Raw genomic sequence first — 14,656 nt, 5'->3', positions numbered from 1 at the left:
ACAACTTTCGTGGGAGCAAAGCTTGCTCGCGATAGCGGTCGTTCAGAGTTCCACGCTGTCGCGGTATTCCGGCACCGACACCGACCAGCCCAGTTCATCGCGAATACGATGACGCAAGACGTCGGAAGCGTTGGGTTCGCCGTGGACGACATAGGTATGCCGGGGTGGTGTCTTGAAGCCACGCAACCATTGCATGATTTCATCGGCATCGGCATGGGCGGACAACGTTTGCATCGGCACCACTTCAGCGTTGATCGGCACGTCCTTGCCATGGATGCGCACCGACGGCTCGCCCGCCACGATTCTTGCGCCGCGCGTACCGCCGGCCTGGAAACCTGGCATCAGCAAGGTATTGATGGGGTTGGGCGCCAGGCTCTTGAGGTGAAACAACACCCGCCCTCCGGTAGCCATGCCACTGGCGGCGATGATCACCGCCGGGGTGCGTTGCAGGTCCAGGTCCATGGAGTCCTTGGCCGAACGCACCGGATGCGCGATGTGGCACATGCCTTCGCATTCTTCCTTGGACAATCGGTGCTCATCGCCAAAGCGCTGATACAAACGGGTGACGTCGATGGCCATGGGGCTGTTGAGGTATATCGGGATATCCGGGATCGCCATACGCTGTTTCAGGCGATACAGGTGGTACATCAACAGTTGCGCCCGACCGACCGTGAATGAGGGCACCAACGTGATGCCGCCACGCAATGCGGTGCGGGTGATGACGTCGGCCAGTTGATCTTCCGGCGAATCGTGTGGATGCCGCCGGTCGCCGTAGGTGGACTCCACCAACAGGTAATCCGCACGTTCGATGGTTTGCGGGGCGAACATCAACGGATCCTCGGGGCGTCCCAGGTCACCGGAACACACCAGCGTTACGCCACCGGCCTGAACCTGCACCGTGGCGGCACCCAGAATGTGCCCGGCGCGACGCAGCAAAATATTCAGTCCCCGGCCGATATCCACCGGATGATCGAACGCCACAGGACGTAGCAGCTTCAGCGCCCGCTCGACATGCTCACGGGTGTACAGCGGCAAGGCCGGATCGTGTTTGGAAAACCCTTTGCGGTTGGCGTATTCGGCCTCCTCTTCCTGCAAGCGGGCGCTGTCGAGCAGGAGAATTTTTGCCAACTCGCAGGTGGCCTGCGTGGCATAGACCGGACCGCGATACCCGTTGCGCACCAGCACCGGCAGGTACCCGCTGTGATCCAGATGCGCGTGAGTCAGTACGATGGCGTCCAGGTCACGCATCGGCAGTTCGAACGGGTCCCAGTTGTGCAAGCGCAATTGTTTGTAGCCCTGAAACAGTCCGCAGTCGATCAGAATGCGCTGATCGTCGTGCTCCAGCAGGTACTTGCTGCCGGTGACCGTGCCGGCCGCCCCTAGAAACGTCATGCGCATGAGCGTGCTCCTGAACCATCGATGGGAGTTGCATGGGTCGCACTATTCACACCAACGGCCATTGATTTTCATCAAGGACGCCGCGGTGAACGCCGGTGTCCTCACACCGCCAGCACGCTGCACGACACCTGATACAAAATATGCTCTGTGGTGCTGCCTAACAGCCCGTGCGGGCCACTCTTTTGGGAGCGCCCCATGACGACGACATCCACCTCATGCTCCAGGGCAAACTCACTCAAGGCTGAAACCGGATGGCCCAGCACAAAATGCCTGCGTTCGGCCGGAACGCCGAACAGGTTGGCCAGCTCCAGGAACGTTTTTTCCAGGCTTCTGCGCAGTTCATTACTGAGCTGCTTAAGCGTCAGCCCACCGCCACCGACATCGCCCAGATAGACCGACGAAACCTCATACGCGTGAACCAGATGCAGCTCGGCGTCGCACTGCAAAGCCAAGCCGATTGCCTCGCGAATGATCCGGTCGTTGAGCCCACTGTTTTGCGCAAAGTCGCTGGAGGGGTCCACCGCCGCAACCACCTTGCGCGGTAAGGCGTGGCCGGTGGCGCCCACCAGATACATGGGAACCGGACACTGGCGCAACAGACGCCAGTCCAGCGGGGTAAGAAAGGCCCGTTTGAGCAGGGGCTCGTGTTGCACCTGCTTGATCAGCAGATCAGGCTGGATTTGCGTAACGTGCTGCAGAATCTGCTCGTCCATGCCGTCGACCCAGTCCACCTGGGTGGTGACCCTCAGGCCTCGACGCCGCATCTTGTCGGCCTCCTCCTCCAGCCAGTGACGGTGGTCCTGCAGGTAGTTCTGGCGCGCTTCCTCGCGGGGCTCCTGCTCCAACAGCGAGAGTATGTCCAGTGACGGCACCAACGCCGAAACATGCAAGTGCGCCCCGCTGGCCGCCGTCAGGGCCGCTGCGTGATGCAGGGCAGGAGAATGTCGTTGTGCCGGGTTGAGAATCAACAGCAAGCGCTGGTACTGGCTCATGATGGATCTCCAAAAGTAGAACGGCGCGACGTCGACGTCATGACCCGCGCAGGACAATCAACCCGGCGCTGGCGTCCAGTGCCAGTTCAAGACCTCGGGCATGTCCTGCCCATGTTCGATCAGGTAGAGCTGGTGCTTCTCCATGGTGGCCCAGTAGCGGTCGCGGGCGCCTTCCACCAGCGGTTGCAAGCGTGGGACTCGCTGAATGACATCCAGGGCCAGTTGGTAGCGATCCAGGTGATTGATGACCGCCATGTCGAACGGTGTGGTTGTGGCCCCCTCCTCCATGAAACCGCGCACGTGGAAGTTGTCGTGGTTATGGCGTTTGTAAACCAGGCGATGGATCAATGAAGGATAGCCGTGGAAAGCGAAAATCACCGGTCTGTCCACGGTGAACAGTTCATCGAACATGGCCTCCGGCAACCCGTGGGAATGCTGTTGCGACGGTTGCAAGACCATCAGGTCGACCACATTGACCACTCGCACCCGCAGGTCGGGGACGTATTCGCGCAGCAGGGTCACGGCGGCCAGGGTTTCCAGGGTCGGCACGTCACCGGCACAGGCCATTACCACATCAGGGTCTTCATCGTCCTTGCAGGCGAAGGCCCAGCGGCCAGCGCCGGCCATGCAATGGCGGATGGCCGAGTCGATGTCCAGCCACTGCCACTCCGGCTGTTTGCCGGCCACGATCACATTGATGTAATTGCGACTCTTGAGGCAGTGATCGGCCACAGATAACAGGCAGTTGGTATCCGGCGGCAGGTAGATACGCACCACGTCCGCGCTTTTGTTCGCCACCAGATCAATGAACCCCGGGTCCTGATGGGAAAAGCCGTTGTGGTCCTGACGCCAGACATGGGACGTGAGCAGGTAGTTCAGCGAGGCGATCGGTGCGCGCCAGGGAATCTGGGCGGCTGTCTTGAGCCACTTGGCGTGCTGGTTGAACATTGAATCGACGATATGGATGAACGCTTCGTAGCAGGAGAACAACCCATGACGACCGGTCAGCAAATACCCTTCAAGCCAGCCTTCACACACCTGCTCGCTGAGGATTTCCATCACCCGGCCGTCGCAGTCCAGATTCGTATCGCCGGTTTCCTGCGCCGCCATCCAGGTCTTGCCACTGACCTCATACACCGCATCAAGGCGATTGGACGCGGTTTCGTCAGGGCCGAACAGGCGAAAGTTGCCAGCCTTGAGGTTTTGTTTCATCACGTCGCGCACAAAACCACCCAATACCCGAGTGGACTCTGCCTGCACGCTGCCGGGCGCGGAAAACTGCACGGCGTAATCGGTAAACCGCGGTAGCTCAAGTGGCTGCAGGAGCAAACCGCCATTGGCGTGGGGATTGGCGCCCAAACGCCGATGCCCCGTCGGCGCCAGCGCGGCGATATCCGGCAGCAACGCACCGCCGGCGTCGAACAGCTCCTGCGGCCGGTAACTCTCGAGCCATTGTTGCAGTTGCGTCAGATGCATGGGCTGTTCGAAGTGGCTCAGCGGCACCTGATGAGAGCGCCAGGTGCCTTCGACCTGCTGACCGTCGACGAATCGCGGACCGGTCCAGCCCTTGGGCGTGCGCAGCACCAGCATAGGCCACAGTGGCCGCTCCAGTTCACGTCCCGAGGCGTCCGCACGGGCCGTACGCTGGATTTCGCGGATCTTGAGCAGCATGCCGTCCAGGACCATCGCCAGTTGCTGATGAACGGTGTGGGGGTCGTCGCCTTCGACAAAATAAGGGTCGTAGCCATAGCCGTACATGAGGGCTGACAGCTCGTCTTCACTGATACGCGAAAGCAGCGTGGGGTTGGCGATCTTGAAACCGTTAAGGTGCAAGATCGGCAACACGGCGCCGTCGCGCCTGGGGTTGAGGAACTTGTTGGAATGCCAGCTCGCCGCCAGCGTCCCGGTTTCCGCTTCACCGTCACCGATGACGCAGGTCACGATCAGGTCAGGGTTGTCGAACGCCGCACCGTAGGCGTGGGCCAGGCAATACCCCAGCTCTCCACCTTCATGGATGGAACCTGGAATCTGCGCCGAGACATGACTGGACAACCCGTATGGCCAGGAAAACTGCCGGAACAAGCGCAGCATCCCGTTTTCGTTCTGTTCCACCGAGGGATAACACTGGGTGAAGCTGCCCTCCAGATAGCTCTGGGCAACGATAGCCGGTCCGCCATGCCCAGGGCCGGTGATCAGGATCATATCCAGATCGTGGGTCTTGATCAGGTGATTGAGATGCACGTAAACCAGGTTCAACCCCGGTGTCGTGCCCCAATGGCCCAACAGGCGTGGCTTGACGTGGCCCAGTTGCAGCGGCTTGCGCAGCAACGGGTTGTCCTTTAGGTAAATCTGGCCCACGGCCAGGTAGTTGGAAGCGCGCCAGTAGGCGTCAATGCCTTCCAGTTGATCGGGGCTAAGAAAATCAGTCATCACATTCTCCCAAAGAGGCTCGCTTACCCGCGACCTGCCTGATCGCTTGAACCACTATCGAACCGCCTGCCATCCTGATTCTGGAGCGCTTGAACAAGCCCGACTTGATTTACATCAGAATCAGCGCCCTCCTCATGCCCTGACCGCCAACAGACTGCCCGACACCGAATACAGTGCCCGCTCCGTCGTGCTGCCGATCAGACGGTCCAGACCCAGACGTTGTTCGGTGCCCATCACCACCACATCAACCTCGAACTCATCGAGGAACTCATGAATCACCGGCACCGGCAGGCCAATGACGAAGTGCCGGCGCTCGGGAGGCACGTTCCAGCGCTCGGCCAAATTGATGAATGCAGCGTGCAGCGACTCTCGCAAGGCCTCGGCAAAGTCTTCATCCCCGGCCCCTGCCAGCAACGAGACCTCGCCGTTGAAGGCCGGTGACAGGTCGCAGGCGTGCAGCAGATGCAGCGGGGCATTGCATTGCAGGGCCATTGCCCCGGCGGCCTGGATAATGCGCTCGTTCAAGGCGTTGGCCTGCGGATTGACGGGGTCCACCGCCGCCACAACCCGGCGCGGCAAGCTGTGGGTGGCGCGATTGACCAGATGCACCGGCACCGGGCAATCGCGCAGCAGATGGCAGTCCAGAGGTGTCACGAAAACACGCTTGAGCAGCGGTTCGAGGGTCACATCCTTGATCAGCAAGTCGGGCTGAAACTGTTCGACGTAACGCAGGATGTCCAGCAATGGATGAGTGGTCCAGACCACGTGTGTCGTCACGTCCAGCCCTTGCTCTTTGAGCAGCGCCGCTTCCTCCACCATCCAGCGACGATAGTGGTGCATATAGCGCTGAAGCGTCGCTTCATCGTCTTTTTCGCCCCACAAATGGGTGTGCGGCGGTGGTTGAACGAATGCGCACAAGTGCAAGACCGCGCCGCTGACCCTGGCCAGGGCACAGGCCCGACGCAGTGCGGCAGACGGATGCAGGTCGGCTTCAACGATCAACAGCAAACGTTGGTACTGCTCCATTACACACCTCCACTGATCTGTTCGCCATCAGGTTCCCAGCGGTCCCTCTCTGGCCTGTGCAACAGCCTGCGCTTGTCCCCCCTGGGGCGGCTTGATCTTTATCAACTGCATGCACATACCTGTGGGAGCAAAGCTTGCTCGCGATGCAGGCACCCAGGTCTTCAGGTGGACCGCATGAACGTTCATCGCGGGCAAGCCTTGCTCCCACAGGTTTGACTCCCACAGAAATTGCTCCCCCGGCATTGATCATCGACGAGTGGATTCGCGAGCACTGATCCAGATCAGAATCGATCTGCCACGCCGGCGTAGAACAGTGATGAATGCGCGGCCTTTGCCGCGCCGAAGGTTCACACCCGATGGAGGAACACATCATGCTCAACGTCAAAGACCACAATGAACGCGCCGCAGCCATGTACGCCAGTATCAGCGGCAAGCACTGGATCCAGGCGCTCAGAGATGGCCGGCACGTGCTGATCAGGCCATTGAAGGAAGAAGATCGCCAGCGCGAATATGACTTCATCAAGCGTCTGTCGCCGGAGTCCCGGCACATGCGTTTTCTGGCGCAAATCAATGAACCCGGTGCGGCGATGCTCGACCAATTGATGGACATCGACTGCAAGACGCGCATGGCCTATATCGCCCTGGCCCACGACAACGGTCAGTTGATCGAAATCGGCGTCAGCCGTTATTGCGCCACCCGTGAAGACGAATGTGAATGCGCGGTGACCGTCGCCGATCAATGGCAGCATCTTGGGCTGGGGACGTTGCTGATGGAGCACCTGATAGAGACCGCCCGCAAGAACGGCTACCGCCAGCTGTATTCCATCGACGCCGCCGATAACGCCCCGATGCGGGAGCTGGCCCACAGTCTGGGATTTGAAACCCGCACCGATCCCGACGACGCCCGGCAGGTCATCCACCGGCTCTATTTGTAGCCGTGGCTGATTGCGCGGGACCCGTTCCAGGGCCCGCGCAGCGTTGCCTCTGCCTTCACTCCCCCGGCTTGATTGCCCATACGCTGCAAGGTGCCCGTTGCAGCACCTGCTCGGCGGTACTGCCCAGGTGCTTGTCCAAACCTCGATGCTGTGTCGTACCCATGACAATGACGTCGCATTGATGATCGGTGGCGAAGGTGCAGATGCTGCTCAGCGGCGCACCTTCGATGAAGTGACGCTGCTGCGGCGGGACGCCGTGACGCTCGGCCAGGGATTCAAACACTTCATGCTGCGCCTGCCCCAATGCTTCATAGAGCCCGGTGGCCAGCGGCAGCGCGCCCACGCCCATATCGGCGGCGTACACCGCCGTCCAGTCGAAGGCATGCAGCAACTCAACCTGGGCGTTGCATTGTTCAGCCAGTTTCACGGCGGCATCGACGATCCGATCGTTGAACACCAGGTCCTGCTCCTCGCTGCGCAGCACATCGACGATCGCCAGAACCTGCCGCGGCCGCGGATGACGCGCATCGGTGACCAGGTGCACCGGCACCGGGCAGTCCCGCAGCAGGCGCCAGTCCATGGGCGTGAAGAAAATCCGCTTCATCACCGGTTCAGGCTCGGCGTCCTTGATGATCAGCGCCAATGGCATCTCTTTGACGTACTGCTGCAAGGCCTGATAAGCGTCTTTGCCCCAGACCACCTCGCTCGTCGCCTCCACCCCATGGCGGCGCGCCAGCTCAGCCTGTTGCCATAACCAGTGCCGGTGCGTTTCCAGATACCCGTCGCGGGCCTTCTTGACCTGCTCTGGCGCAAAAAGACCGGCCACCGACAGCACCTCCAGATAGTCGATGGCGACGATGTGCAGGGGTAAATCCAACGCCAAGGCCAGTTCGGTGGCGCGGTCGAACGCAGGCGAACGGGTCATGGCATCGGGTGCCAATAACAACAAACGTTGGGTCTGGGACATGGAACACCTCGGCACGGGGCGGCAGCCACCTAAGGGAGTGAGGGTTCCAGAATGAACGCATGCCGCGGGCGGGACTTGATCTTCATCAAACTGCCACCACACAGGCTCACAGATTCGGGAGCAGAACACCGGCCCACATCGCCAGTGTCACCAGCACTTGGCCAGGAATGACATACCCGGCGAAACGCCTTCCGCCACTGAGCCAGGCCACTGCGCATTTACTCAGGGAGTTGCTGCTCATCGCCACCAGGACCGGTACGGCGATGCCCTCCAGGGGCAACATCCCGGACTTCGCCAAGGAGGCAACGGAAGCAATCGAGGCATGCGCGTCAACCAGCCCGCTGAACATCGCGGTGACGGTTACGCCGGCTTGCCCGAACTCGGCAAGCATCGCCGACGACAGGACCGTGATACCGGCCATCGCCAGGACTACCGTCAAGGCCAGTTTGAGGTTGAAGGCCCCGCCTCGCTTGATGGGTTCATCCGCCCGAGCCCTCGGGCGCGGAAACATCAGCACCCCGGCGTAGATCAATGTTGTCAGCAGGCCGCAGAGCAGCGGGCCCCACATCCAGAGTAACAGGGCCGGTTCGACGGCACCGAGGATCAGCCCCATTTGCGCCACTGTCGCCAGATTGGATAGCACGGCAGCGGCGCTCAGCACCTTGAGATTGGCCGGCTCTTTCGCGGCGATGTTACCCATGGTCGCGACGGTCAGCGTGGCCGAGGCGAAACCCGAGGCAACCGCGCTGAGGGCGTAACCGTAGCGAGTGCCGAGGGTCCGCACCGCAACATGCCCCAGCGCGCCCACAGCCATCAACATGACCGTCAACATACAGATGGTGCGCAGGTTGATCGCATCGTAAGGCCCGAGGAAACGATCCGGCACCAGCGGCAGCACCACCAGCGCGGCGATCAACAACACTAGCCCGTCACGCATTTCGGCTGCGGTCAATTGATTGCGGGCAAAGTGGTGCAGCGCCTGGCGGCTGGCGAGCAGACCGGCCATCACCACCCCAATCGCGATCGCAAGGGCCGGGGCGGTCATGCAGAGCGCCCCCAACGCCAGCGCCGCGAATAACGCCACTTCGCTGGTGATACCGGGGTCCTGGTCGAGGTTTTTCCAATAGGCCACCGTCACCAAGGCCCCCAGCGCAAGCGCCACGAACCCCAGCAACAAGACTCCGCCAGCCTGCGCCGTGACATACCCCAGCAATGAAGTAATGGCAAAGGTCCGCAGACCGGCAAAATCGCGTCTGGCGCCCTCGCCTTTGCGTCGCTCGCGCTCTAACCCGATCAACAGGCCGATTCCAAGCGCGGCGGCGGCATTGGCAAAGCCCAGGGTCTCGGTCATGGCGGCGGTTCTATACTGAGGGTTGCGGTTATACCTGGGTCCAGGGTAGTCCCTGGCCGGATTCATGATCAAACATAGCGCTATTGCCCGGCGCCGTGCGCATTGATACCACGCTTCTGGCGTGGGTTTGATGCAAATCAACTTGCCGGCGCCCGATGCGATCATGATCAAAGCCTGATATCACGCCGCGCGAACAGTCGCCCGGTGCCAACACGCCAATGCTCGGGAGGTTTGTCATGTCCACGCAATCACGTTTGATGCTGGTCGTCTCGCCGCTGATGGAACACAGCCCGGCCTTCGACCGGGCCGCGGCGCTGGCCAAGGCCGAAGGCGCCGCGCTGCATATCGTGGCCTTCGACTACCTCGAAGGCCTGGCCACCGCCAACCTGGTCAATGAACAGGCACTGGAGCAGATGCGCCTGGGTTACGTTGAACGCCATCGCCACTGGCTGGAAGAGCAGGCCAGGCCACTGCGCAAGCTCGGCATCGAAGTCACGACCGAAGTGACGTGGGTCGAGCGGCCATTGCAGGAAATCCTGATCCACCTCAAAGAGCAGCCGATGGATGCGCTGATCAAGACGGTGGAGCATGAATCCTGGTTCTCGCGCCTGATGTTCACGCCGCTGGATGTACATCTTCTGCGCGAAAGTGACGTACCGCTGCACTTCGTCAACAAAGTCATTCATGCCCGGCCGCGCAAGATTCTCGCTGCCATTGACCCGTTCCATCTCGATGGGCGCTACGAAGGCCTCAACGACCGGATCCTGAGCGAAGCCAACAAACTGGCCTCCTCCTGCGACGCGAGCCTGGAAGTCATCTACGCCTATGACCTGTCGTCCATCACCGCCTCCGAATACGGGTTCGGCAGTGGCTCGATGTTCTTCTCCTCGACCCTGGCCCGGCAGCTTTACGAATCCCAGGGCGAAGCCTTCGATGCGCTGGCCGAGCGCAACGGCATCGCGCCGGAACAACGGCGCATGATCATGGGCGACCCGGCCAAGGTGCTGGCCAGCTACGCTGCATCCCATGACATTGATGTCATTGTCATGGGGCGCGTGCGTTACTCGGGCCTGGACAAGCTGATCGGCAGCACCGTGGAAGGGCTGATGTACAAGATGCCGTGCAGCCTGTGGGTGATTGCACCGCAGAAGATGGATTGACAGGAACGAGCACAGGGAAAATGGACGGATGAACCGACCGAGCAACGCATCGACCGAGCAAAATCCGACTCCCGTGGATGCCGAGGCTTGGTACACGTTACCTGCGCAGCAGGTGCTCAAGCGGCTTGAGGTCAATGAACACACCGGGCTCAACGACGCCGAAGTTCAAGCCCGGCTCGCGCGCACAGGCCTCAATCGCTTGCCGGAATCGGCCCGACGACCGGCGTGGCTGCGGTTTCTGTTGCAGTTTCACAACATCCTGATTTATGTGCTGCTGGGCTCTGCGGCGATCACCGCGCTGCTGCAACACCTTTGGGATACGGTGGTCATTCTGGCGGTGGTGGTGGCCAACGCCGTGATTGGTTATGTCCAGGAAGGCAAAGCGGAAAAAGCCATGGACGCGATCCGGCAGATGCTGGCACCACATGCAGCCGTGATTCGTGCCGGCCAACGTTTAAGTGTTGCAGGTGAGGAGTTGGTTCCGGGCGATATTGTGTTACTGGAGGCCGGTGACAAAGTCCCTGCGGACCTGCGTCTGCTGCACGCCAACAGGCTGCAGATCCAGGAAGCCATCCTCACCGGTGAGTCCGCCCCCGTCGAAAAACACATTGAACCTGTGCGCCTTGGAGCGGCCCTGGGTGATCGCGCCTGCATGGCCTTCAGTGGCACCCTGGTGACCTGCGGACAGGCCACCGGGGTCGTCGTGGCCACCGCAACGGCGGCCGAGATCGGGCGCATCAGCAATCTGTTGTCAGAAGTCGAGACACTGACCACTCCGTTGGTCCAGCAAATGAACGTCTTCGCGCGTTGGCTGACGATTCTGATTCTGCTCGTTGCGGGGCTGTTACTGGTTTACGGTCATTTTGTCGGCCATTACGCATTCAACGAGATCTTCATGGTGGTGGTGGGCATGTCGGTCGCTGCCATCCCCGAAGGACTGCCCGCCGTACTCACCATTACCCTGGCGGTTGGGGTTCGCGCGATGGCCCGGCGCAACGCTATCGTGCGTCGCCTGCCCGCCATTGAAACGCTGGGCTCGGTTTCGGTCATCTGCACGGACAAGACCGGCACCCTCACCCGCAACGAAATGATGGTCGCCTCGGTCGTCACCAGTGATCTCACCTTCACGGTCGACGGTGCCGGTTATCAACCGTCGGGCAACATGAACCTGGCCGACCAGTTGATTGACACCTCCAACCACCCCACGTTAGCCGAACTGGGACGTGCCGCCTCGCTCTGCAATGACGCGGTGTTGAGACAGCACGAAGCCACCTGGAAGGTCGAGGGCGACCCCATGGAAGGCGCGCTGCTGGCGTTTTCCGTGAAGGCCGGGATCGCTGGTGAAGAAGAGCGACACACCTGGCCCCGCACCGACGCGATTCCGTTTGACGCCAAACACCGCTTCATGGCGACGCTGCACCACAACCATGAGCGACAGGCTTCCATCTATGTAAAAGGTGCACCGGAACAGATCCTGGCCATGTGCGCGCAACAGCGTGGCAGCAGCGGCGCCACAGAGCCGCTCAATGCTGACTATTGGCACCAACAGGCAAACGCCATTGCCAGCAAAGGTCAGCGCGTGCTGGCGTTTGCCAGCCGGCCTGTGCCGTCCGAGCACACCGTGCTGGAGTTTGGCGACGTGCAGGGTTCGCTGACCCTGCTTGGCATGACGGGCATGATTGACCCGCCTCGCCCTGAAACGATCCAGGCGGTCCAGCAATGCCAGGCGGCCGGTATCGCAGTCAAGATGATCACCGGCGATCACTTCGGCACCGCCGCCGCCATCGGCGCGCAAATCGGTCTGCAAAATCCCGACAAGGTGCTGACCGGCGTCGACCTGGACGCGATGAACGACGCCACGCTCAAAGAAGCGCTCAAGGACGTGAACATCTTCGCCCGCACCAGCCCCGAACATAAGCTGCGGCTGGTGATGTTGCTGCAATCCAATGGCATGACCGTGGCCATGACCGGCGATGGCGTCAACGATGCGCCCGCGCTCAAACGCGCCGACGCCGGCATCGCCATGGGTGACAAAGGCAGTGAAGCGGCAAAAGAGGCGGCAGACCTGGTGCTGGCCGATGATAACTTTGCCTCTATCGTGGCTGCGGTGCGTGAAGGCCGGACGGTCTACGACAACATCAAGAAGGTGTTGAGCTGGACGTTGCCCACCAACGCGGGCGAAACCATGACCATTATTGTCGCGCTGCTGTTTGGCTTCACCCTGCCGGTAACACCGATCCAGATCTTGTGGATCAACCTGATTACCGCGATCACGCTGGGGATCGCCCTGGCGTTCGAACCGACCGAAGAAAACACCATGCGCCGGCCGCCGCGCTCAAGGCACGAGCCGTTGATAAGCGGCGCCTTGATCTGGCACATGGTGCTGGTTTCGATCCTGTTTCTTTGCGGCGTCTACGGCATTTTTACCTACGCACTGGATCGGGGTTACCCGGTGGAGTTGGCCCGCACGATCGCCGTCAACACGCTGGTGGTGATGGAAATATTCCACCTGTTCTTCATACGCAATCTTTACGGCACGTCACTCACCTGGAAGGCCGTCAGAGGTACAAAAGTCGTGTGGCTGACCGTCGCAGTGGTAACCTTCGCCCAGTTCGCCATCACCTACGCGCCTCCCCTGCAAAGGGTGTTTGCCACGCAAGCGATTCCCTTTATGGATGGGCTATTGATTATCGCTGTGGGCGTCGCGCTCTTTGCAATCATCGAAACGGAAAAACAGATTCGGCTACGGTTGACCGACCCCAGGAGCGCTACGCTCCTAGTGGGACAGCGCCCGAAGTCATGACACTGAAAGAGGATACGCAAAATGCATAAAGTATTGGTCGCAGTCGATGGTTCAGAGCACTCCGAACGTGTAGTGCATTACCTCATTGGGCTGATCCAGAACGGCGGACTATTGGGAGGCAGCGTGGAGGTACATCTGGTGAATGTTCAGTCATTTTTACCCACTCGCATCGCGCAAACCATGAGCAAGGATGAACTTGACGATTACTACGACGGCAAGAGTGCCGAAGATGCGCAAAAGGCAATCGCGCTTCTGAAGCAGCAAGGCATCGCCTTCACCTTCCATACGTTGCACGGCGACGCGGCCACCAGAATCGTGGCGTGCTCCAAATCCCTGGGGTGCGACAGCATCATCCTGGGTTCGCACGGCAGTGGTTTTCTCGAAGGCATCTTCCTGGGCTCTGTCGCGGCCAAAGTCATCCAGCTGTCCAGTATCCCGATTACCTTGGTCAAATAACCGAGGGTGAGTTGCAGTTGATGGCGCACCAGGGGGCCTGCCCCCCATAACGTCTGCGAGGCAGAACGATGGGTATGTCGCGATGGGGATCAGTCCTTGCTTTATCCGGTGCGCTGGCAACCTCCGCTTATGCAGCGGACGCGCAAAAGACCTTCACCCAGGGCGGGGGCAATCCCGCCGCCATTGCCTGTTCAACCTGTCATAGCGCGGACGGTACAGGGATGCCTGAATCAATCGAAGGTGGGCAGGTGCGGACCTGTTATCGGTTTTCCGGCGCTGACCCAGGCATCAAACCCACCGAGGATCGATTTTACATGCAGGTAGCCCATCCCCTTCATTGATGCCGCCGCCAGCGCTGCACGGCCACTGGTCTTGCAATACAGAACAACTTGAAGTTCCCGCGAATCAAGCGCGGTGTCGGCAGTCAGCTTAAATTCCAACATGCCGCGCGATACATGTATCGCACCGATGAGGTGACCGGCGGCATACTCATCCGCCTCACGCACATCGATCAATACATCCGCCTCCCGGATAGCCTGATCGGCCTGATCAAGGGTGATTTCCTCTATCAGTGCTTTAGCGTCAGTGACTAGATCATGTGCCGTTTTCATCATGATATTTTCAGAACCCCTGTTGAAGGACGTGAAGATTTCCACGGGTAAAAGCGCATTGAGACATCAGGCAGCGCTGGCAAGCACTACGCGGGTGAGCCCATATCCACACTGCGCCCGTCGGTATTGATCATGTGATCAGCCATTTCCGAAAACATGCGTTGCAACTTGCTGTTTAGCGTCGGATCACTCACCTGCTCGTTAATTGCCCGGCGCATGCACAGCATCCATTCATCACGCTCGACGACACTGACAGCAAAAGGAGCGTGTCGCATGCGCAAACGCGGGTGTCCGCGCTCCTGCTGGAACAGCGGCGGACCGCCAAACCAGCCACTGAGAAACTTGAACAGACTGTCGGCACTGCCAGCGAGGCTCGGTGGATGCATGCGACGCACCACTTGCGCCTCAGATAGCGTCTCCATCAACTCGTAAAAGCGCTCAACCAGTTGATAGACCCCTGCCTCACCGCCTAACTGGAGGTAGGTGCTCGCGGGGTTCGTGGTCGGGTTATTCAAATGTTCAGTCAT

At 60.4% G+C, this 14,656-nt stretch carries 12 protein-coding genes; 4 read left to right on the top strand and 8 right to left on the bottom strand.

All coding sequences use genetic code 11. The features are described 5' to 3' along the window. Positions 1-42: 42 nt before the first annotated feature. The 4 genes from BMY45_RS08915 to BMY45_RS08900 all read right to left on the bottom strand — a co-directional run bounded on the left by BMY45_RS08915 (position 43) and on the right by BMY45_RS08900 (position 5,846). On the bottom strand, positions 43-1,398 hold the full coding sequence (locus BMY45_RS08915) for an MBL fold metallo-hydrolase RNA specificity domain-containing protein (protein WP_092396721.1): 1,356 nt from the start codon (positions 1,396-1,398) through the stop codon (positions 43-45). Between the two features lie 101 nt (positions 1,399-1,499). Continuing rightward, a complete protein-coding gene (locus BMY45_RS08910) occupies positions 1,500-2,390 on the bottom strand; it encodes a universal stress protein (protein WP_092396719.1) in 891 nt (296 codons plus the stop codon). A gap of 57 nt (positions 2,391-2,447) precedes the next feature. Next, positions 2,448-4,820, bottom strand: a complete 2,373-nt coding sequence (locus BMY45_RS08905) for a phosphoketolase family protein (RefSeq protein WP_092396717.1) — start codon at positions 4,818-4,820, stop codon at positions 2,448-2,450. Positions 4,821-4,952: 132 nt separating this feature from the next. Continuing rightward, positions 4,953-5,846, bottom strand: coding sequence for a universal stress protein (locus BMY45_RS08900; RefSeq protein WP_092396715.1), 894 nt, complete (start codon positions 5,844-5,846; stop codon positions 4,953-4,955). A 371-nt stretch (positions 5,847-6,217) separates the two neighbouring features. On the opposite strand from BMY45_RS08900, the gene BMY45_RS08890 reads away from it, so the two are divergent. Further along, on the top strand, positions 6,218-6,781 hold the full coding sequence (locus BMY45_RS08890; RefSeq protein ID WP_092396924.1) for a GNAT family N-acetyltransferase: 564 nt from the start codon (positions 6,218-6,220) through the stop codon (positions 6,779-6,781). Positions 6,782-6,836: 55 nt separating this feature from the next. Here the strand turns inward: BMY45_RS08890 and BMY45_RS08885 are convergent, their stop codons facing one another. Both BMY45_RS08885 and BMY45_RS08880 read right to left on the bottom strand, forming a co-directional pair. Further along, positions 6,837-7,748: a universal stress protein gene (locus BMY45_RS08885; protein ID WP_092396711.1), complete on the bottom strand. Its 912-nt coding sequence runs from the start codon at positions 7,746-7,748 to the stop codon at positions 6,837-6,839. A 106-nt stretch (positions 7,749-7,854) separates the two neighbouring features. After that, a complete protein-coding gene (locus tag BMY45_RS08880; protein WP_092396709.1) occupies positions 7,855-9,099 on the bottom strand; it encodes an MgtC/SapB family protein in 1,245 nt (414 codons plus the stop codon). 236 nt (positions 9,100-9,335) lie between these two features. Here BMY45_RS08880 and BMY45_RS08875 point away from each other — a divergent pair, with 236 nt between their 5' ends. The 3 genes from BMY45_RS08875 to BMY45_RS08865 are packed head-to-tail and all read left to right on the top strand — an operon-like array spanning position 9,336 to position 13,518. Next, the gene (locus BMY45_RS08875; protein ID WP_092396707.1) at positions 9,336-10,259 is read left to right on the top strand and encodes a universal stress protein; all 924 of its coding nucleotides are present in this window, start codon (positions 9,336-9,338) and stop codon (positions 10,257-10,259) included. Positions 10,260-10,287: 28 nt separating this feature from the next. After that, positions 10,288-13,062: a cation-transporting P-type ATPase gene (locus BMY45_RS08870; RefSeq protein ID WP_092396705.1), complete on the top strand. Its 2,775-nt coding sequence runs from the start codon at positions 10,288-10,290 to the stop codon at positions 13,060-13,062. A 21-nt stretch (positions 13,063-13,083) separates the two neighbouring features. After that, complete coding sequence (locus BMY45_RS08865) at positions 13,084-13,518, top strand: universal stress protein (RefSeq protein ID WP_092396703.1); 435 nt, start codon at positions 13,084-13,086, stop codon at positions 13,516-13,518. Positions 13,519-13,748: 230 nt separating this feature from the next. Here the strand turns inward: BMY45_RS08865 and BMY45_RS08855 are convergent, their stop codons facing one another. Both BMY45_RS08855 and BMY45_RS08850 read right to left on the bottom strand, forming a co-directional pair. Then, positions 13,749-14,129 (bottom strand): rhodanese-like domain-containing protein, encoded by a 381-nt coding sequence (locus tag BMY45_RS08855; protein ID WP_092396922.1) that lies wholly within the window; start codon positions 14,127-14,129, stop codon positions 13,749-13,751. Between the two features lie 86 nt (positions 14,130-14,215). After that, positions 14,216-14,656 carry a group II truncated hemoglobin gene (locus BMY45_RS08850; RefSeq protein ID WP_092396699.1) on the bottom strand — a complete coding sequence of 147 codons (441 nt, stop codon included), beginning with the start codon at positions 14,654-14,656 and terminating at the stop codon, positions 14,216-14,218.

It is taken from the genome of Pseudomonas sp. NFACC39-1 (assembly GCF_900110355.1).
GTDB classification, from domain to species: Bacteria; Pseudomonadota; Gammaproteobacteria; order Pseudomonadales; family Pseudomonadaceae; genus Aquipseudomonas; species Aquipseudomonas tehranensis.
Note: the sequence above shows the minus strand (reverse complement) of the source record. Positions and strands in the feature narration are given on the sequence as shown.